The organism is Butyrivibrio fibrisolvens (assembly GCF_037113525.1).
Classification (GTDB): domain Bacteria; phylum Bacillota; class Clostridia; order Lachnospirales; family Lachnospiraceae; genus Butyrivibrio; species Butyrivibrio fibrisolvens.
The window spans coordinates 3,377,755-3,397,759 of sequence record NZ_CP146963.1 but is presented as its reverse complement, the minus strand read 5'-3'; the positions used below and the strand labels follow the sequence as shown (position 1 = coordinate 3,397,759).

Annotated in this window: 18 protein-coding genes; 17 read left to right on the top strand and 1 reads right to left on the bottom strand. The window is 42.2% G+C overall.

Features of this window, described 5'->3' with window-relative positions; genetic code table 11:
* Positions 1–335 precede the first annotated feature (335 nt).
* From WAA20_RS14155 to sdaAA, 3 genes are all read left to right on the top strand, one after another.
* Complete coding sequence (locus WAA20_RS14155) at positions 336–2,090, top strand: glycoside hydrolase (protein WP_073385578.1); 1,755 nt, start codon at positions 336–338, stop codon at positions 2,088–2,090.
* A gap of 156 nt (positions 2,091–2,246) precedes the next feature.
* Positions 2,247–2,912: an L-serine ammonia-lyase, iron-sulfur-dependent subunit beta gene (sdaAB, locus tag WAA20_RS14150; RefSeq protein WP_073385576.1), complete on the top strand. Its 666-nt coding sequence runs from the start codon at positions 2,247–2,249 to the stop codon at positions 2,910–2,912.
* Between the two features lie 4 nt (positions 2,913–2,916).
* Entirely contained in the window at positions 2,917–3,792 is an 876-nt protein-coding gene (gene sdaAA / locus WAA20_RS14145; RefSeq protein ID WP_073385619.1) for an L-serine ammonia-lyase, iron-sulfur-dependent, subunit alpha, read from the top strand.
* A 71-nt stretch (positions 3,793–3,863) separates the two neighbouring features.
* Here sdaAA and WAA20_RS14140 read toward each other — a convergent pair whose 3' ends face one another.
* Positions 3,864–4,742: an aldose 1-epimerase family protein gene (locus WAA20_RS14140; protein ID WP_073385575.1), complete on the bottom strand. Its 879-nt coding sequence runs from the start codon at positions 4,740–4,742 to the stop codon at positions 3,864–3,866.
* Positions 4,743–4,965: 223 nt separating this feature from the next.
* Here WAA20_RS14140 and WAA20_RS14135 point away from each other — a divergent pair, with 223 nt between their 5' ends.
* The 14 genes from WAA20_RS14135 (at position 4,966) to WAA20_RS14070 (ending at position 19,995) form a co-directional block, all read left to right on the top strand.
* Complete coding sequence (locus WAA20_RS14135; protein WP_073385573.1) at positions 4,966–6,087, top strand: DUF5692 family protein; 1,122 nt, start codon at positions 4,966–4,968, stop codon at positions 6,085–6,087.
* Between the two features lie 344 nt (positions 6,088–6,431).
* On the top strand, positions 6,432–7,619 hold the full coding sequence (metK, locus tag WAA20_RS14130; RefSeq protein ID WP_073385572.1) for a methionine adenosyltransferase: 1,188 nt from the start codon (positions 6,432–6,434) through the stop codon (positions 7,617–7,619).
* Positions 7,620–7,785: 166 nt separating this feature from the next.
* Positions 7,786–8,697 carry a cysteine synthase family protein gene (locus tag WAA20_RS14125; RefSeq protein ID WP_073385570.1) on the top strand — a complete coding sequence of 304 codons (912 nt, stop codon included), beginning with the start codon at positions 7,786–7,788 and terminating at the stop codon, positions 8,695–8,697.
* A gap of 73 nt (positions 8,698–8,770) precedes the next feature.
* Positions 8,771–9,940 carry an aminotransferase class I/II-fold pyridoxal phosphate-dependent enzyme gene (locus WAA20_RS14120; RefSeq protein WP_073385568.1) on the top strand — a complete coding sequence of 390 codons (1,170 nt, stop codon included), beginning with the start codon at positions 8,771–8,773 and terminating at the stop codon, positions 9,938–9,940.
* 171 nt (positions 9,941–10,111) lie between these two features.
* Entirely contained in the window at positions 10,112–11,599 is a 1,488-nt protein-coding gene (locus WAA20_RS14115) for a nitrogenase component 1 (RefSeq protein WP_073385567.1), read from the top strand.
* Positions 11,600–12,940: a nitrogenase component 1 gene (locus WAA20_RS14110; protein ID WP_073385565.1), complete on the top strand. Its 1,341-nt coding sequence runs from the start codon at positions 11,600–11,602 to the stop codon at positions 12,938–12,940.
* 29 nt (positions 12,941–12,969) lie between these two features.
* Positions 12,970–13,356: a NifB/NifX family molybdenum-iron cluster-binding protein gene (locus tag WAA20_RS14105; RefSeq protein WP_073385563.1), complete on the top strand. Its 387-nt coding sequence runs from the start codon at positions 12,970–12,972 to the stop codon at positions 13,354–13,356.
* A 68-nt stretch (positions 13,357–13,424) separates the two neighbouring features.
* Complete coding sequence (locus WAA20_RS14100) at positions 13,425–14,300, top strand: radical SAM protein (RefSeq protein WP_073385561.1); 876 nt, start codon at positions 13,425–13,427, stop codon at positions 14,298–14,300.
* A gap of 165 nt (positions 14,301–14,465) precedes the next feature.
* Positions 14,466–15,326 (top strand): nitrogenase iron protein, encoded by an 861-nt coding sequence (gene nifH / locus WAA20_RS14095; protein WP_073385560.1) that lies wholly within the window; start codon positions 14,466–14,468, stop codon positions 15,324–15,326.
* 45 nt (positions 15,327–15,371) lie between these two features.
* On the top strand, positions 15,372–16,157 hold the full coding sequence (locus tag WAA20_RS14090) for a methionine ABC transporter ATP-binding protein (RefSeq protein ID WP_073385558.1): 786 nt from the start codon (positions 15,372–15,374) through the stop codon (positions 16,155–16,157).
* Positions 16,158–16,180: 23 nt separating this feature from the next.
* On the top strand, positions 16,181–17,008 hold the full coding sequence (locus WAA20_RS14085; RefSeq protein ID WP_081373668.1) for a methionine ABC transporter permease: 828 nt from the start codon (positions 16,181–16,183) through the stop codon (positions 17,006–17,008).
* Entirely contained in the window at positions 16,923–17,876 is a 954-nt protein-coding gene (locus tag WAA20_RS14080) for a MetQ/NlpA family ABC transporter substrate-binding protein (protein ID WP_139263608.1), read from the top strand. The genes WAA20_RS14085 and WAA20_RS14080 overlap by 86 nt, the downstream gene beginning before the upstream one ends.
* 33 nt (positions 17,877–17,909) lie before the next feature.
* Positions 17,910–18,875 carry a LysR family transcriptional regulator gene (locus tag WAA20_RS14075; RefSeq protein WP_073385557.1) on the top strand — a complete coding sequence of 322 codons (966 nt, stop codon included), beginning with the start codon at positions 17,910–17,912 and terminating at the stop codon, positions 18,873–18,875.
* A gap of 130 nt (positions 18,876–19,005) precedes the next feature.
* On the top strand, positions 19,006–19,995 hold the full coding sequence (locus WAA20_RS14070) for an acyltransferase (protein WP_167562657.1): 990 nt from the start codon (positions 19,006–19,008) through the stop codon (positions 19,993–19,995).
* The last annotated feature ends 10 nt before the right edge of the window (positions 19,996–20,005 follow it).

Below are 20,005 nucleotides of genomic sequence, written 5' to 3'. Positions count from 1 at the left end.
TATAGCATAGTAGAAAATTCTTGAGGCTATCAGGTAGCTGATGAGTTGTATTTTATCGATGCATTATATTTTTTGTGAAGAAGGTTTTTTTCCGAAAAATATAATGCATTTTTCATGCTTTTCTAAGAGCAGAAGTGTAGAATATTCTTATAACCTGCAGCGAAGAGGGGGGAATAAAGTTCACTGCAACGGCAAAAGTATTTTTTATGGGAATAGTAAATACTACGTGAGGGGAAGTTTGAAAATATAAAATTTTCAAACTTCACAAAGTGGTGTCGCGAGCTCCACCACTTAAACCATTAGTCACTCGTTTTACTCGCGACATGAGGTTAACTATGAAAAAAGGAATTAAGAAAGCCGCAACCCTGGGGCTTACAGGAATGCTAGCAGCATTTGAAATCGGATGCGGCGCCGGGACTTCTACGTCAGGCGTGGGAAGTAGTGAAGGAAATAATACTAATGTGGAGAATGGGAACATGGAACTGGAAGTAACTAAAACTATCAAACTTGATCTGTCTAAGGCGCAGACTTTTAATGATACAAATGGCGATGGCTATGGAGAATTCCAGGGCTTTGGAACGTCACTTTGCTGGTGGGCTAACAGGCTTGGTTATAGCGAGAAGCTTACAAGCGAAGCTGCCACAGCTTTTTTTGACCCGGTTAATGGACTTGGAATGACTATCGGAAGATACAATGTTGGCGGCGGTGATAATGTATGCGACTTGTCTGATTCTGAGATTGAAAGCATGCAGGATGAAAATCCATTCCTTCATAAATCTCATATCGAGCGCTCAGACTCTATCGTTCCGGGCTATTGCGTAGATGTTACCAAAATAGACCTGACAGCAAATTCAAAAGAATACTATGAAGAGAATTTTGACAGGGCAGATTTTGAGTGCGGCTTTGCATGGAACTATGACTGGGAAGCTGACAAGAATCAGATGAATATATTGAAAGCTGCTGCAGATGCGGCAGGAGATGAGTTCATTGCAGAAGCTTTTTCAAACTCACCGCCTTATTTTATGACAGTTAGCGGTTGCAGTTCAGGAGGAGCTGACCCGTCAGCTGACAATCTTCGCGAAGATTCCTATACTGCTTTTGCCTGCTATATGGCTGACGTCATTGAGCATTGGGCAAATGAAGGTGTGATCAATTTCCAGAGTGTATCGCCTATGAACGAGCCTGCAACAAGCTATTGGGAGTACCTGAGCCCCAAGCAGGAAGGATGTCATTTTTCACCGGGAGAGTCTCAGTCAAAGATACTGGTAGAACTTAATGAGCAGCTTCAGGAAAAAGGTATAGATATAGTAATATGCGGTACCGATGAAACCAGCATAGATTCTGCATATCAGTCATATATCACACTTACAGATGAAGCTAAAGACGTAGTTACCAGAATCGATACTCACGCTTATCAGGGCACTCAGCGTAGCACACTTAAGGCTCTTGCAGAAAATGAAAATGTGAATCTCTGGATGAGCGAAGTCGACGGTACCTATTCAATTGGTATGCTGGAGACCGGAATGCAGGCAGCGCTTGGCTTTTCAGATGAGATCATCAGAGACTTAAATGGCATGATGCCAACAGCATGGATCATGTGGGATGCAGTGGATGTCCATGTGGATTCTAATAACAAGTTCGACACCTGCACAAGAGCTGAGGCGGATGAGATAATCGCAACAGGCGTTCCGTTCTGGGGAATTGCGATTGCAGACCATGACACAGAAGAACTCCTTCTTAGCAAAAAATATTATGCTTTTGGTCAGTTCACTAGGTACATAAGGCCTGGTTACTGCATAATTGGCGCAGACGATTATACAGTAGCAGCCTATAATCCTGCTGACGGTTCTATAGTAATTGTAGCTATTAACACAAGACCGGATGACGTCAAGTGGGAATTCGACTTATCTGACTTCGAAGGCCAAATGTCTGATAAGACCATTACAGTTACAAGAACCAGCGGAACCATGACAGATGGCGAAAACTGGGCAGAAGTTTCAGACTGCGTTGACTTGACTTCAGCCTCTAACGAGCAGTCATTCACCGCTACACTTAAAGGCAGCTCAGTTACAACTTTTGTGATCAAATAAGAAATACGGCATGTGCACTCTAATAACAGGCACATGCCTTTTTTGACATGTGAAAAAAATACATAAAAGATTGAAGTTTATTAATCCACCTCGCCATTTTATGTGATAATATAGGTGAGTCCTAATGATGATTTCTATATTTAGAGGAGATACAAATTGAATCTTTTTGACATAATAGGCCCCATAATGGTTGGACCATCAAGCTCCCACACTGCAGGAGCCGTAAAAATAGGATATGTTTCAAGAAAGCTCATGGGTGAGCCAATTGCGGAAGCGACAATTAACCTGTATGGCTCTTTTCTTGCAACCGGAATGGGCCACGGCACCAGATTTGCTATAGTGGCAGGCCTTCTTGGAATGAAGCCTGATGATAAAAGAATCCCGGAGAGCTTTAAGTATGCCGACGAAGCCGGAATGAAACTGAGCTTTGGAGAAGCTGAGCTTGCAGAAGCTCATCCTAATTCAGCACAGCTTATTTTGACAGGCGTATCCGGAAGAAAGCTTGAAGTAATAGGAGAGTCTATCGGAGGATCTCTTATCAATATAGCCCAGATAGACGGAATCAAGGCTAACTTCTCAGGAGACTATCCTACACTGATCGTACACAATGTGGATCAGCCCGGCCATGTTGCAGAAGTTACCAGCATGCTCGCTCACAAGGCTATCAATATCGCAACCATGCAGCTCTACAGATCCAGCAGAGGCGGAGAGGCAGCTATGGTAATCGAGTGTGATAAGGAAGTTCCGCTTGAGTCAATCAAGTGGCTTGCCCACCTTGAGGGTATTACTAAAGTTATCTACTATAGTTTGGATGAAGGATGAGCCTATGAGTTTTGCAAAATTAACAGATATAATTAAACAGTCCAATGAGCATAATATCAGCTTCTGGGAAGTTGTAATGCTCGATGACATGAAGGAGCGTAACGTATCAAGAGAAGAGAGCTTTAATGAAATGCTCGTTATGCTTCGCGCCATGAGAACAGCCGACCAGGAATATGATCCCACACTTCGTTCTGCAAGCGGCCTTGCAGGAGGAGACGGAGAGAAGCTCCATCAGTACAGAATGAAAGAAAATAGGCTCATCGGCGACTATCTTGTTGAAGTTATGGAAAAAGCGATCAAGATGGGCGAATCCAATGCCTGTATGAAAAGAATAGTAGCAGCACCTACAGCTGGTTCCTGTGGCGTAATACCTGCAGTTCTTCTGACATATGAAGAGCAGAAGAATGTCGATGAGGAAAAGATAGCTCAGGCACTTTACGTAGCAGCCGGTATAGGAGAAGTTATCGCTGCAAGTGCATGCATAGCAGGAGCTGGCGGCGGATGCCAGGCTGAGATTGGCTCAGCAAGTGCTATGGCAGCAGGTGCTCTTACATATCTTGAAGGTGGCAATAACGAAGAGATAGTTCACGCAGCAGCTCTTTCTCTTAAAAATATGCTGGGACTTACCTGCGATCCTGTAGCAGGACTTGTAGAAGTGCCCTGCATCAAGAGAAATGTTTCAGGAGCAGTTAACGCAGTAGTATCATCGCAGATGGCTATCGCAGGTATCAGAAGCGCGATAGAGCCTGATGAAGTTATAGATTCTATGCGCCGTATCGGTAAGCAGATACCGGAGTGCCTTAGAGAGACATCCAGAGAAGGACTTGCAATAACACCGTCTGCTATAGCTGTAACAAAGCGCCTTAGAGGTAAGAAATAAAAATATATAAATGATATAGGCCCCGTCTGCACTATGAAGCTGCAGCCAGGGCCTTATTTTTTGAAGTTATATTAGAAAGTCATTGTATAGCTTTCTTCAAATACCTCATCCTTTTTGAGTGTATTACCATACTTTCTATTCTCAAGCTTCTTATCAAAGTCATCACCATCAGCTCTGCCATACCAAGGCTCGATGCACATGAATGGTGCACCTTTACCGGCAGGAGACCACAGACCAAAGAGAGGAGTATCGAAGTCGACAGTAACGATTCTCTTATCATTTTCAAATAAGGAAACGCTTTTTGCCTGAACATCCTCAACTACGAGAGCATCCCCAGCGAAGAGCTCATCAGACAGATGAAGCTTTCCGTCATCAAGTGTATATTCATTTGTCTTAGAAGTTATGAGGCCTTCTGAATTAAGTACATATGAAGTGAGTTTTTCCTTGGAAGGAGCGCTTGCTGATGCACCTTTTTCCTTAGAGAATGTCAGGTAGGAATCTTGGAGTTTGCAGTTAAATGCAGGGTGAGCGCCGATTGAGAAGTAGATAACTTCCTGATCCTTGCCGGATATGCGCCAGATAACTTCTACGCTTCTTACTGAAAGGATATATTCAATCTCAAGCATAAATCTGAAAGGATACTTTTTAAGAGTATCGTCGTTATCTTCAAGGCGGAATACGATTCTGTCACTAGAGCTGTCTACAAGAGAGAATTCCATATCTCTTGCAAAGCCGTGCTGGGACATTTCGTAAGTCTTGCCGTCATATACAGACTCTTTGTCCTTATAATTACCAACCAGTGGGAAAAGAACCGGTGAAGTGCGCTTCCAATATGCAGGATCAGCCTGCCACATATATTCATGGCCGGATTTATCTTTGACGGAGCGAATCTCGGCGCCAAAGCTTTCAATAGATACTGTAAGTTCTTCATTAGAAATATTGTAAAGCATATCAGCCTCCTGGAATGTTTGTAATACAACTTGCTGCTGTTTTTAGATCATGACATAGATTATATACGAATCAGCCTATTATCATCAAGAATCTATGTTTGGTTGCTGGGGTGTTTAACGTGCATTAATCTTGATACAGTGAATTAGTACATTGAATTTTGTTTGCATAATACATATAATTAATTTGTAGCTTTAACTATTTGAAATCAAGGAGGAAATACATATGATATTTCAGCTTTACTCATCTAGTGCTTCTATGCAGCTTCTGGGATGGATCCTGGTTTTTGCAGGCCTGATCCTTATCAATGAGATTGGCCGTCGCACTAAAATTGGCGGAATGATCGTATTTGTTATCATTCCTGCGATTCTGACGGTATATTTCATAGCTATTCATTGCGGTGCATTTGGCGGTGATGCAAACCCGACAATGGCATATATGGATGGCTGGTTCCATTACTTCAAGCTATATGCTGCTGACATCGGCTGCGTCGGCTTCATGATGATCAAGTATAAATGGGGCCTTGGTAAGAAAGAATGGTTCAAATGGTGGCCTTGGTTTATCGTAGCTGCTAATATCATGATCGCGAACGTATCTGATCTTGAATCAGCATGGGCTGCATATAATATCACTGGCGACCTTTCAGGCGCATGGTGGGCTTCAAATGAAGGTGTATTCATCTATGGCGGATGGTGGAATGTTCTTAACTGCATCGCAGGTATGATCAACATCTTCTGTATGACAGGCTGTATTAAGCTGTTTACATCTAATGACAAGAATAAGAGCGATATGCTCTGGCCTGATATGACTATATGGTTCATTCTTGCTTATGATGTTTGGAACTTTGAATATACATACCTCAACCTTCCTACACACAGCTGGTATTGTGGTGTTGCACTTCTTCTTGCTCCTACATTTGCAAATGCATTCTGGAACAAGGGTGCATGGATCCAGAACCGTGCAAATACACTTGCTATCTGGTGTATGTGGGCTCAGGTTATCCCGCTCTTCCAGCTTAAAGGAACATTTGCAGCAGCTCTTCCAAGAGTATATGGCGGGGCTACAGAAGCTGGCATTACAACAATGGATCTGTATGAACAGGCTATCGCTCTTTACAATTCAAATGTTGGAAAGACAGCTGCTGCAGGTCAGGCTATTGAACAGATGGGTATTACAGCTGATCCTACAGCACAGGGCGTTATCGCAATCCTGTCTGTTATCGTCAATGTAGTCTGCATCATGGTTATCATCAAGCGCTCTATCAAAGCTGGCCGCAATCCTTATTCCAATAACGTATTTGAAGGAACAAGAGATTTCGAAGAAGCTATGGCAAGAGCAGAGAAATAATCAGCACATAGAAATTCATCCATGAATTTCTAAACATTTGCGCAATGCATCCGTGCATAGCATTCATATAAGGATAATAAGACTCCTGATATGGTCGTGAGACTGTATCAGGAGTTTTTTGTTGAGCCAATTGGCAAGACCACATACAAATTCATTTGCCAGATGGTGCGCCTTTCATTGGAAACTCCCCATTCTATAGCCATAAAAGAACAGCCTATACCCTGTTATAGGAAAAAACTATTATACAAACCTTGAAACGGGTGCTAATATACAATCATTCAATTCCTAGCGGAAAAGTATGAAAACAAAAAACACGGTCAATAGGCAAGAAGGAGGAGACAAATATGGGAAAATTATTCACATCAGAATCAGTAACTGAAGGACATCCGGATAAGGTAGCAGATCAGATTTCAGACGCAATACTCGATGCACTTTTGGAACAGGATCCTACGTCAAGAGTTGCAGCTGAGACAACAGTAGCTACAGGACTTGCTCTTATCGTAGGTGAGATCACAACTAAAGCATACGTTGATATCGCTAAGGTAGTAAGAGACACCGTTAGAGAGATCGGATACACCAAAAACTTGGATGGATTCAATGCAGATTCCATATCAGTTCTTCAGTCAATCGATGAACAGTCAGCAGACATTGCACTTGGTGTTGATAAAGCATACGAGTCCAAGCAGGAAGGCGCAGACAAGGACTACGGAACAGGCGCCGGCGATCAGGGTATCATCTTTGGATACGCAACTAATGAGACACCTGAGTATCTGCCACCTGCAATCTCTTTTGCCCACAGGCTTACAAGACAGCTTGCCAAGGTAAGAAAAGATGGAACACTCGCTTACCTCGGACCTGATGGTAAGAGCCAGGTTACAGTCGAGTTTGATGACTCAGGCAAAAAAGTTAAGAGAATCGATACCATCGTAATCTCAACTCAGCACAGCGCTGATGTATCTCAGGAAACAATCCATAAAGATGTAAAAGAATATGTTATAAACGCTGTTATTCCAGCAGAACTTCTTGATGAAAATACAAAGTATTTTATCAACCCTACAGGAAGGTTCGTAATCGGAGGACCTCACGGAGATTCAGGTCTTACAGGCAGAAAGATAATCGTTGATACCTACGGCGGTGCAGGACATCACGGCGGCGGTGCATTCTCCGGTAAGGATCCGACAAAGGTTGATAGAAGCGCAGCTTACGCAGCAAGATGGGTGGCCAAAAACCTTGTAGCTGCTGGAGCAGCAGATCAGCTTGAGATCGAACTTGCATATGCGATCGGCGTTGCAGAACCTGTTTCTATCTCAGTTGATACATTCGGAACAGGTAAGTATTCAGATGAAAAGCTTGTAGAGGTTATCGAGAAGGTATTCGATCTTCGCCCTGAAGCGATCATTGATTCACTTGATTTAAGAAGACCTATTTATAAGAAGACTGCAGCATACGGGCATTTTGGAAGAGATGATGCAGACTTCACATGGGAGAAGCTGGATAGAGTTGATGAGATTAAAGGAGTTTTAAATGCGTAAGCATTTAAAACTCCGGAAGGCAAATCTTCTTCGAAGATTCGACTTCCAGGGAAAGGAATGCGTAAGCATTTAAAACTCCGGAAGGCAAATCTTCTTCGAAGATTCGACTTCCAAGGCTGAATTTTATGGAACGGTAGAGAGATGTAGACAAGGAGGAGACTAAGAGATGAAATACTACGAATCATTAAAGGACGCTATCGGTAACACACCAATGCTCAAGCTCCAGCGAGCTGACGAGAGCATTACATCAGATATATATGCTAAGCTGGAGCTTTTCAATCCTTGCGGAAGCGTCAAGGACAGAGTTGGATATGCAATGGTTGAAGATGCAGAGAAAAGAGGAATCTTAAAACCCGGTAGCGTGATCATAGAGGCCACAGCGGGGAATACCGGAATTGGAGTTGCATTTGGCGCCCTTAATAAGGGATATAAGGTGATATTCGTAGTTCCTCTTAAATTCTCTCCTGAAAAGCAGACTCTTATGAGAATGCTTGGCGCCGAGATCATAAATACTCCTACAGAAGGCGGGATGCAGGGCGCGATCAAGAAGGCAGATGAACTAGTAGCATCTACCCCCGGAGCTGTTCAGCTTGGACAGTTCGTAAACCCTGAAAATCCTGGAGTTCATTATAGAACAACAGGTCCCGAAATCTGGAGAGATATGTCAGGACACATCGACTACTTCGTAGCAGGTGCCGGAAGTGGCGGAACATTCTCAGGTATCGTCAAATATCTCAAGGAGCAGAACCCTAATATAATAGCTATTTTGGCAGATCCTGTGGGCTCAACTATGGGAGGAGGAGAGCACGCTGATTATAAGATAGAGGGAATTGGTAATGACTTTATTGCCGACACCATGGACATGTCACTTGTAGACAGAGTCGTTAAGGTTAACGACGATCAGGCATATGGTCAGGCAAGAGAACTTGCTCATACAGAAGGCGTTTTTGCTGGAAGCTCATCAGGAGCGGCTTTATATGTAGCTAAGCAGATTGCAAAAGAAGTACAGGGCAAGAATATCGTTACAGTATTCCCTGACAGAGGAGACAGATATTTCAGTGAACATCTGTATGAATAATGGTATGAAATTGATTCATATTAATTATATGTAGTAAAAGAATTTATTTGGTAAATATAGCGAGGTGACGATCATGGCTGTTAGCAAATTCAGTAATCATAAAATAGAGACAAAGTTAATCCACGGCGGTATCTACGGCGACGAGCTTACAGGCGCCGTAAATGTCCCGATATATCAGACATCAACCTATGAACAGGAGATTCCAGGCGTACACAAGGGCTTTGAATATTCCAGAACCGGTAACCCCACAAGAAAAGCCCTTGAAGCCCTCATCGCAGATATTGAAAACGGAACCCAGGGCTTTGCCTTCGCATCAGGACTTGCTGCTATTACAACGGTTCTCAGCCTTTTCAAGCAGGGCGATAAGCTCATCATATCAGACAACGTATATGGAGGAACCTACAGAGTCTTAAGCAAGGTCTTCGATAACTTTGGCATTGGTTTTATCTCAGTTGATACAACAGATCCTGCCAAGGTTGAGGCAGCAATAACAAGTGATGTAAAAGCTATTTATATAGAAACTCCAACTAACCCGCTTCTTGGTATTACAGATCTTCAGGCAATTTCTGATATAGCCCATAAGCATGGACTTCTTCATATAGTAGATAACACTTTCTATACTCCTTACATCCAGAGACCAATCGAATATGGTGCAGACATAGTAATCCACAGCGCTACCAAGTACCTTGGAGGTCACAGCGACCTTGTTGCAGGTCTTGTAGTAGTTAATGATTCAGTACTCGGCGAAAAAATTGCATTCATTCAAAACGCAGCAGGAGGCGTTCTCGGACCCTTCGACTCATTCCTCCTTATAAGAGGTATCAAGACACTTGGCGTTCGTCTCGACAGACACGTAGCTAATGCAGAGAAGATAGCTGACGCTCTTAAGAACAATGCAGATGTGAAAAAAGTATACTATCCGGGCTTTAAGGATCATCCCGGCTATGAAGTAAATAGGAAACAGGCTAAGAACGGCGGAGCAATGATCTCCTTTGAGCTTACAGAAGGTCACGATATCAACAAGTTCTTCAGAGCACTTTCCATCTTTGCACTTGCAGAAAGTCTTGGCGGCGTTGAGTCACTCGTATGCCACCCTGCAACAATGACACATGCAGCTATTCCGAAGGAAGTAAGAGACAGTGTTGGAATCACAGACGGCCTTATTAGAGTATCTGTCGGTATAGAAGACGGCGACGAACTTGTAAGAGATATTCTTCAGGCAATTGAGGCATCACGAGCTTAAAAAACATCAGGTTACTTTTGGAAATAGAGTTATCACGAGATTAAATTCACCTGGATATATCTTTTAACTATAACTGGAGATATCTTACAAGTATTATTCAAAATTTTTTAACAATGATATAGTTCTTTTCAACAAATAATCAAAGTTAAGAAATCAGGCAGGAGGAAAGAAATGGGCAAGTTAGATGTAAGTATTCCCGAGGTTTCCATAAGAGAGATAAGACTTGGTTCGATCACAGGTTATCAGGGATCAGCCAAAGGTCTTGTTAATGAATCGGGATGCGGCGGACTTAAGAACAGGGATCGTAAATTCCAGCAGTGTGCGGGATGTTCGATCAGCAAAGCCGCATGTATGGTCACTCTTATTCAGGATGCAGCGGTTATCATACATGGACCTGTGGGATGTGCATCATGCCTTCATGAGTTCAACTTTACATACTATGTAAATGCAAAACCAAGAAGAGGCATCGACAATCCTACTCAGAGAAAGATCTTCTCAACCAATCTCAAAGAGACAGACACAGTTTACGGCGGAGCTAATAAGCTTGCAAAAGCGATCCGTGAAGTAAACGAAAGAACAAATGCATCAGCAATCTTTGTACTTAGTTCCTGTGCATCAGCAATCATCGGTGATGATATCGAAAGCATCGCAAATGAAGCTGAAGAAGAGATCGGAAAGCCGGTAGTTGCTATCTACTGCGAAGGCTTCAGATCAACAGTATGGACAACAGGTTTTGATGCAGGCTATCACGGAATCGTAAGAAAGCTGGTTAAGCCCCCGGTAAAAAAAGACAACGGACTTATAAATGTTATCAACTTCTGGGGTTCAGATGTATTTACCAAGTGGTTCGAGCCATTTGGAGTAAAGCCAAATCTCATCACACCATATTCAACAGTAGAAGGCCTTGCACATGCTTCTGAGGCAACAGCTACAGTTCAGATCTGTCCTACACTTGGTTCATACCTTGGAGCAGCTCTTGAACAGGAATACGGAGTACCGGAGATAAGAACAGCAGCTCCATACGGAATCATTCAGACAGACAGATGGTTCAGAGAACTTGGTAAGCTTCTTCATAAAGAAGACGTTGCAGAAAAGATCATTAAAGAGAAAAAAGAGAAATATCTCCCTAAGATAGAAGAGCTTCGTAAGAGACTTAAAGGAGTAAGAGCATACGTAACAGCAGGATCCGCTCACGGACATGCACTTTTGAACATAGTTGGTGACCTTGGAATGGAAGCTGTAGGAGCAAGCGTATTCCATCATGATCCAACTTATGACGGAGGCGACGGCGCAGCAGATCTTCTTGAAAGAAGAGTAAGAGACTACGGCGATGTTCCTAACTACAATGTATGCGCTAAGCAGGAATTCGAATTCGTAAATGTACTTAACAGGATTCGTCCTGACATCCTTCTTGCAAGACACGGCGGAATCACACTTTGGGCAGCAAAGCTTGGAATTCCTTCACTTCTTGTAGAAGACGAGCAGGCTAACATGGGTTACGAAGGACTCATAAGCTATGGTGAGAAGATCGTTGAAACTCTTGAAAACACAGAGTTCATCGAGAACCTTTCAAAGCATGCTTCAAATCCATACACAGAGTGGTGGATGAACGAGCAGCCTGACACATTCCTTAAGGAAGCTAAGACGGAGGTTATTTAAATGGGAGCAGGAATAATTGAACAGGAAAGATTTACATGTGCTCTTGGCGCAATGCAGACAGTAGTTGCAATCCCGAAGGCACTTCCGATCTTACATTCAGGACCAGGTTGTGGTGATATGGTTTCAGGTTTTTTCCAGAGATCAAAGGGATATGCAGGCGGCAGTACAACACCTTGTTCCAACTTTTCAGAAAAAGAAGTTGTATTCGGTGGTGTAAACAGATTAAGAGAGCTTGTAGATAATTCATATAAAATACTTAATTCAGATCTTCAGGTTATTTTCACAGGATGTACAGCAGGTATTGTAGGCGACGATGTACAGTCTGTTGCTGAAGAGTTCAGAGATCAGGGTAAACCAATTGTATATGTTGAAAGCCCCGGATTTAAGAGTAACAACTACGTATCACACTCAGTGGTAGTCAATGCCATCATCGATCAGTACGTAAGTCAGTACGAGGACGAGTCCACATTCAGAAGCCAGAAGAATACAGTCAATGTATTTGCTTCAATCCCTTATCAGGATATGTTCTGGAGAGGCAACCTTGATGAGTACAAGCGCCTCCTTGAAGCTATCGGACTTAAGGTCAACATCCTTTTTGGCGACAAGTCAGAGGGTGTGCGTGAGTGGCAGAGTATACCAAAAGCAAACTTCAATATCCTGGTTTCTCCATGGTATGGAAAAGATATAGTCGATCATCTTAAGGATGTATACGGCCAGCCATATGTGCAGTATCCAAACATTCCGATAGGCGCAAATGAGACAGAGAAGTTCCTTAATAAAGTCATTGCTTTTGCCATAGAGCAGGGCGCAGACATCAACGAGGTTGAGGCTAAGAGATTTATAAAAAGAGAATCAGATGCCTACTACGCTCAGCTTGAGGACCTTGCAACATTCCTTCTCGAGTTCAGATACGGACTTCCAAACCATGCACACATCATCCACGACGCAGGATATGTTCTTGGAATCTCAAAGTTCCTTATAAACGAAACCGGAGTTATTCCAAAGGAACAGTTCATCGTAGATGATACGCCTGAAAAATATCAGGAAGAGATAGAAAAAGAACTAAAGAGTATATCAAAGAAAAGAGAGGTGCCGGTTTTCTTTTCACCAGATGCAGGTCTTGCACAGAACAGGATAAGAGAAACAGAGCATAAAGGCAAGGGCATCATCATCGGCGCAGGCTGGGACAAGCAGATAGCCCGTGAAAAGAACTACGACTTCATATCAGCTGCGATCCCTACAGATTACAGACTTGTCATGAGAACAGGATATGTCGGATTCGCTGGCGGCCTTCGTCTTATCGAAGATATCTACAGTAATACACTTTCAAAGTTCGCATAAAGAATGAGGAGAGCCCGAAGGAGGCTATTATGGGAAAATTTAGAGTGGCATTTGCCAGCAGTAATAATGCATATATAGATGAACATTTTGGTTCAGCACAGTATTTTCAGATATATGACATTGACGAAGAGGAAGCTGAATACGTAGAAGAAAGAAGGATCAATCCTCTGTGCAAGGGTCACTGCGAAGGCGGATTTGACGCAGCGTATGACCTCTTGATAGATGCAGATGCGATCTTCGTTTTAAGGATCGGCGAATCCGCAGCTTCGTACATGATACAGCATGGCAAAAGAGTCTTCGAAGCACATGGCTTTATTGAAGATATTGTAAAAGAGCTGATAGCTGACGGCTTTGCAAAAGATGAAGACAATGCGCAGGAAAATGATACTGAAAGTAAGACCCTGGCAGCAGGCTAAAGGTTGGTTTACTAAGGAACAGCCGAAGTTGCAGGCTAAGGGAAGTTTTATAGAAAAGAGGCAGTACAGTGGCAAAAAGTTACCAGGAGCTTACGCAGAACCATCCATGCTTTGCCCGTGGCCAGAAGAGCAATAAAGGAAGAATACACCTTCCTGTGTCACCGGGATGCAATATAGCATGTAAATTCTGCGACAGACAGATAAATGATTATGAAGACAGACCGGGAGTTGCAAGTGAAGTAATATCACCGGAGGAAGCACTAGAAGCAGTAGGAAGGGCGATCGCAATAAATCCTGACATCCACGTTGCAGGAATCGCGGGCCCTGGCGATACACTCGCTACAGACTTTGCACTTAAGACATTCAGACTTATAAAGGATAAATTCCCTGATCTTATCAAATGTATGAGTACCAACGGACTCATGCTTCCCGACAGGGCAGATGAGATCATAGATGTAGGGGTGGATTCTCTTACAGTTACAGTCAATGCAGTAGATCCCAAAATCCAGGCACAGCTTAATAGCGCGGTTGTATATCATGGGAAAAGATATACAGGCGAAGAAGCAGCTAAGATCCTCATTCACAATCAGCTTGAAGGAATAAGGAAAGTAGCAGCTTCAGGGACATCCGTTAAGGTTAATACTGTTCTTGTCCCTGAGATCAACAAAGATCATATAGAGACTATAGCAAAGACAGTTTCTGAGGCGGGAGCCAAGATCTACAACATCATCCCTCTCATACCACAGGCAGAGCTTGCATGGTGCAGTGCACCGACTTGTCACGATATTGAGAGAGCAAAGGCTACAGCAATTAAATACATAGATGTATTCATGCACTGCTCAAGATGCAGAGCCGATGCGGTTGGAGTTCCGGGAGGAATTGATATTTCAAAACTTGTATATCTTAAAGTGCTTAATACAAAACAGACATTTAGCCACGGGTAATATGAGTTTAAAAATAAATTTTTAAACTCTGGAGTGTAAGGGAGTTTAAAAAAATTTTTTAAACTCCTGGAGTGTAAGGGAGTTTAAAAAAAATTTTTAAACTCCTGGAGTGTAAAACTGCGTAGCAGTTTTAACTCCACAAATAAAAATTGGAGGAAGATAGAGATGGCAGAGAAAGAGCTTAGACAGATAGCGATATATGGAAAAGGTGGAATTGGTAAGTCAACTACAACGCAGAATCTTACAGCAGGTCTTGCTGAACTTGGAAAGAAGGTAATGGTTGTAGGTTGTGATCCTAAAGCGGATTCTACAAGACTTTTACTTGGAGGTCTTCATCAGAAGACTGTTCTTGATACACTTCGTGAAGATGGAGATGTACAGCTTGATTCAATCATGAAGGAAGGCTTTGGCGGTACAAGATGCGTTGAGTCAGGCGGTCCTGAACCAGGTGTTGGATGTGCTGGTCGAGGAATCATCACATCAATAGGTCTTCTTGAAAGACTCGGAGCTTATACAGAAGATCTTGATTATGTATTCTATGACGTACTTGGCGACGTTGTATGCGGCGGTTTCGCAATGCCAATCCGTGAAGGTAAGGCTAAGGAGATCTACATTGTAGCATCAGGCGAAATGATGGCTCTCTATGCAGCCAACAATATTTCAAAAGGTATATCAAGATACGCAAGAACAGGCGGCGTAAGACTTGGCGGAATCATCTGCAATTCAAGAAATGTTGATAGAGAAAAAGAGCTTCTTGAAGCATTCGCAAAAGAGCTTGGAACACAGCTTATCTACTTCGTACCAAGAGACAACATCGTACAGAGAGCTGAGATCAACAAAAAGACTGTTATCGCATATGATCCAAATTCAAAGCAGGCAGATGAATACAGAAGCCTTGCAGAAGCGATCGACAAAAACACATTCCTTACAGTACCAAAGCCAATGACTCAGGAAAGACTTGAGGAGATTCTTATCGAGCATGGACTTATAGATACAGAGGAATACGCTCAAGCACAGGCAATCTGAGTTTCAAATATATTTGAAACTCAAAATAGAGGAAGGAGCGGATATATGGCAGAATTCGTTACTATCAAAAACTTACATAAGAATTTTATAAAAGATTCCGTTCCTATCAAGGTTTTAAATGGCGTCAATCTCACGGTCAACAAGGGAGAGATATTCGGAGTAATCGGTTTTAGCGGAGCCGGCAAATCTACGCTTGCAAGATGTATCAACAGGTTAGAGACTCCTGATTCAGGACAGATCATTGTTGATGGAACTGAAATACTGAGCCTTTCTGACAAGGAGCTTAGAAAGAAGCGCAAGAAGATCGGAATGGTATTTCAGAATTTTAACCTTTTTGAATCAAAGACCGTATATCAGAACATAGCTTATCCCCTTGCAATAGATGGATACAAGAAGTCTGAGATTAAGAAAAAAGTTATTGAGGCAGCAGAAATGGTCGGTCTTTCAGATAAGCTCTCAGAATATCCTGGAGGACTTTCAGGTGGACAGAAGCAGAGAGTTGGAATCGCAAGAGCACTTGTCGGTGATCCTGATCTTCTTTTATCAGACGAGTCCACATCTGCTCTTGATCCGCAGACTACTATCCAGATCCTGGACCTTCTAAAAGAGATCAACAAAAAGACCAATATCACGATACTCATGATCACTCACGAGCTTGATGCGATCAAGTATACCTGCAGGAAAATGGCAGTTTTGGAAAACGGCGAGATCACAGAAGAGGGACTTGTTGAAGATATTTTTAAGAATCCTACAAGCAGGACCGGAGCTCTTTTTGCAAAGGTATTTAATGAGATGCAGCATACGGAGCTTGGTGATGGTGCAGGAATTTAGAGATATACAGGGAGGAATTACAGATGAGCTTGCTTAATGAACCGTTTTGGAAAGTATTCTTAGCTTCTTTTTCCAAGGAAGTGTGGGACAGTATACTGCCTTCAGTGTGGGATACGCTTTATATGACTTTGATCGCAAGCGCCATAACGCTGGTATTTGGAGTGATACTCGGGATCGTGCTTACGGTGACTAATCCTACGGGACTTGCGCCTGTCAAGCCTTTATACACAGGAATGGGGGGACTTATAAATGTCCTTAGATCACTTCCCCAGATGATAATGATCATATTGATGATCCCCGTTTCAAGGCTGATCTTCGGAAAGTCCTACGGAACTAACGCCTGCATAATCGCTATAGCAGCAAGCTGCATACCTATGTACGCAAGAATGGTCGAGTCTAGCCTTCTTGAGATCGAGAAAGGCAAGATCGATGCTGCGAAGGCACTTGGAAGTACAAATTATCAGATAATCACAAAGGTTATCATTCCAGAGACTTTCCCGTCACTTATCAGAGGATTCACGCTGGCAGTCATATCTGTAATATCAATGACAGCTCTTGCAGGAAGTTTTGGAGCAGGCGGAATCGGCGATATCGCTGTAAGATTCGGTTATCAGAGATTTCAACACGATGTTCTCTTTGCAACTGTATATGTCCTGGTGATCTTAGTGCAGGGCATTCAGCTTCTTGGAGACCGCGTTTCGAGACATATACTTATAAAAAGGCATCTGCTTTCGGCAGGTGTGAGGAGAAAAAGGAGGAAACATTATGAAAAAAAATCTGACAAAGACACTGAAAATAGTTACAACAGCACTGGTGTCAACAGCCATGCTGGCAGGGTGCTCACAAACTAGTGAAGGAGATACAAACGTAGCACAGGCAGCAGGTGAAGAGGCAAAGGATAATGCTGGTACTGATGCTAGTAGCGAAGAAGTTTTAATTGACCTTTCAGCTTATGACATCTCACAGTCCCAGCTTGGAACAGTAAACGCAGATGGCCTTAGAGAGATCACTGCGATCGCAGATCTTACACCTCACTCAGAGCTTCTTGAGTACATTGAGCCATCACTTGAAGCAGCAGGACTTAAGGTTGTACTTGTAGCCACAGCAGCAGACTCTACAACACTTGAAAAGACTCAGAATGGCGAGATCGATTTCAACTTCTATGCACACTGGCCATATGTAAACGATCAGAATGAAACTAATGGTTTTACTTTAGTTAATGCAGGAGACATTCACGTTGAGCCTATAAGAGCATATTCGGATAAGTATACATCAGTAGATGAGATATCTGATGGTGACGTAGTTGCAATTCCTAACGATGCAACTAACGAGTACAGAGCACTTAAGATTCTGGAAGAACAGGGCCTTATCACACTTGATGACAGCGTAGATTCAACACTTAGCGCAACAGTTGACAGTATCGTGTCTTACGAAAAGAATATCGAGATCGTAGAGCTTGATTCTGCTCAGATCATTCCAACCAAGGATGATTTCGATTTCTTTATTACAAATACTAACAAGGCACTTGAGGCAGGTATCACATCAAACGTACTCTTTAGCGAGAGCGGTGATAATAACCCATTTGCAAATATCATCGCAGTAGCATCAGGCAATGAGAATGATCCTGCAATTCAGGCAGTAGTTGCAGCGCTTCGTTCAGAAGCTGTTCGTAAGTATATCGAAGAGAAGTATAACGGAGCAGTAATACCGGCGGACTAAGAAGTTCAAAAGGTAACAAGGGAGACGGACTATATGACTATAAATCAGATCAGATACGTGATATATATTGCAAAGTGCGGTTCTTTTAACAAGGCAGCAGAGCAGCTCTTTGTAGCGCAGCCGTCACTTACAAATGCTATACAGGATCTGGAAAAAGAGCTTGGGATAACTATTTTCATAAGAGGATCACACGGAGTATCTCTTACTCCCGATGGTTCAGAAGCCCTGCTTCATTTCAGGCACCTGTATGACCAGTACGAGGATATCATCGACAAGTACTGTGTTAATCGCGATATCAGAAAGAAGTTCGGAGTCTCGACCCTTCACTATTCATTTGCAGTAAAGGCATTCGTTGAACTGGCAAGGAACCTGGATACAGCCAAGTATGACCTTGCTATAAGAGAGGGAAGAACATTAGACGTTCTGGAAGATGTTCAAAAGAACAGGAGCGAGATTGGAATCCTTTATCTTAACGATTTCAACAGAGTCTTTATCAAAAAATTACTTAGACAAAAAGAGCTGGAGTTTCATCATCTTATCAATTGCAGAGCGTATGTATATCTTTGGAAAAAGCATCCTCTTGCCGACCGTACAAAAATAAACTTTGATGATTTGAAAGCGTATCCATGCCTCTCCTTTGAACAAGGTGATGAAAGCTCTTTTTATATGGCTGAAGAAGTACTCAGCACAGAAGATTATGACAGAGTGATCAAGGCCTGCGACAGGGCTACGATGCTCAATCTTATGAGGGGACTTAATGGTTACACTTTATGCTCCGGAATAATCTGCGAAGAGCTAAATGGCGATGACTATGTAGCGGTTCCATTTGAAGATGACAGGATCGAGACTGACAGTTCGATGGAGATAGGGTACGTGACGGTCAAGCACAAGAGTCTTAGCAGTATCGGGGAGAGGTACATCGAGGAGATAAGAAATTATCTAGAAGCACTCGGGGGGCTTGACGAAGAACCTGAGGAACCATTGAAGAAAATCGGATAGGAATTTAGAACTGGTAAACCTTATGTTTATCAGTTCTTTTTTATTCATATTAAAGATAATTGTTGGAATATTTGGTAAAATAGAAAAAATAATACTTGATAAACAGGTTAGTAAAGGGATGGGGAAAGGGATGAAAATAAGTAAAATCAGTACGCACAGGGCACCACTCATGGGATTTGCCATGATCATGATAATTATTTTTCACACAGATATTATTTATCCGCATTGGCTGGATCTTATCAAGAATTTTGGAGACTTTGGAGTTAATCTCTTTTTTGCTATTTCAGGATTTTCAATGTGTTATGCATGGAAGAAAAATCCGGATACTAAAGTCTTTTTGAAAAACAGACTGCTCAGGATATTGGTCACTGTATTACCGGTTTCTATACTCTGGAATCTTTTTGCAATTGCTACAAAGGAGACAACGATAGCAAGTGCAGTATTAAAAATACTTACTTTACAGTACTGGATTGACGGGAATCTGTTTCAGTGGTTTGTAAGTGCGATAATCGTTTTTTACCTGATAACTCCACTGTGGATGAAGCTTTATGACCGAAACAGGAGCATATGCTTTGTGGCCACTTTTTTGATAATTCTTATAAGCTGCATTATTGCTTCTATGGGTATGTTCAATCACACGGAAGGATTTGTTTTCAGGATTCCGGCTTATTTTATTGGTTTAGTACTTGGCAAGATCGTTAACAGGGAAAAAGAACTGTCTGTTTATATCAATATTGCTTTTATAGTTTTGCTGATAATTAGTATAGTTGGATCTTGGATTATCCGTTTTGATACACTGCTGTATCCATGGAAATATCTGATTTATGTCTTTTTGACACTTCCTGTTTTATTTATACTTGCGGCTTTTTTTGACCTGATCAAAGGAAAACTTTTTTATAAGATATGCGGCCTGGGCGGCGTGATAACGCTAGAAACATATCTTTTTCAGGAGAAGATCTTAAAGGTAGTGCACTTTGTGTGTGATAAGATCAATAATACTTTTGATGCTAAAAACATTATAATAAATATAGTTACGATAATACTGACTATAGTTGTTGCTGTTGTATATCATAAGATAGTAAATAAAGTGACATTAACTCTTAGAAATAAAAATAAATAAAATTCTGGGG

Excerpts from the sequence above, each read along its gene's own strand:
- WAA20_RS14115 (WP_073385567.1), top strand. The coding sequence starts at position 10,112 with ATGGGCAAGTTAGATGTAAGTATTCCCGAGGTTTCCATAAGAGAGATA.
- WAA20_RS14075 (WP_073385557.1), top strand. The coding sequence starts at position 17,910 with ATGACTATAAATCAGATCAGATACGTGATATATATTGCAAAGTGCGGT.
- WAA20_RS14070 (WP_167562657.1), top strand. The coding sequence starts at position 19,006 with ATGAAAATAAGTAAAATCAGTACGCACAGGGCACCACTCATGGGATTT.
- WAA20_RS14140 (WP_073385575.1), bottom strand. The coding sequence starts at position 4,742 with ATGCTTTACAATATTTCTAATGAAGAACTTACAGTATCTATTGAAAGC.
- WAA20_RS14125 (WP_073385570.1), top strand. The coding sequence starts at position 7,786 with ATGAAATACTACGAATCATTAAAGGACGCTATCGGTAACACACCAATG.
- WAA20_RS14105 (WP_073385563.1), top strand. The coding sequence starts at position 12,970 with ATGGGAAAATTTAGAGTGGCATTTGCCAGCAGTAATAATGCATATATA.
- metK (WP_073385572.1), top strand. The coding sequence starts at position 6,432 with ATGGGAAAATTATTCACATCAGAATCAGTAACTGAAGGACATCCGGAT.
- sdaAA (WP_073385619.1), top strand. The coding sequence starts at position 2,917 with ATGAGTTTTGCAAAATTAACAGATATAATTAAACAGTCCAATGAGCAT.
- WAA20_RS14080 (WP_139263608.1), top strand. The coding sequence starts at position 16,923 with ATGAAAAAAAATCTGACAAAGACACTGAAAATAGTTACAACAGCACTG.
- WAA20_RS14110 (WP_073385565.1), top strand. The coding sequence starts at position 11,600 with ATGGGAGCAGGAATAATTGAACAGGAAAGATTTACATGTGCTCTTGGC.
- WAA20_RS14155 (WP_073385578.1), top strand. The coding sequence starts at position 336 with ATGAAAAAAGGAATTAAGAAAGCCGCAACCCTGGGGCTTACAGGAATG.
- WAA20_RS14120 (WP_073385568.1), top strand. The coding sequence starts at position 8,771 with ATGGCTGTTAGCAAATTCAGTAATCATAAAATAGAGACAAAGTTAATC.
- nifH (WP_073385560.1), top strand. The coding sequence starts at position 14,466 with ATGGCAGAGAAAGAGCTTAGACAGATAGCGATATATGGAAAAGGTGGA.
- WAA20_RS14085 (WP_081373668.1), top strand. The coding sequence starts at position 16,181 with ATGAGCTTGCTTAATGAACCGTTTTGGAAAGTATTCTTAGCTTCTTTT.
- WAA20_RS14135 (WP_073385573.1), top strand. The coding sequence starts at position 4,966 with ATGATATTTCAGCTTTACTCATCTAGTGCTTCTATGCAGCTTCTGGGA.
- WAA20_RS14090 (WP_073385558.1), top strand. The coding sequence starts at position 15,372 with ATGGCAGAATTCGTTACTATCAAAAACTTACATAAGAATTTTATAAAA.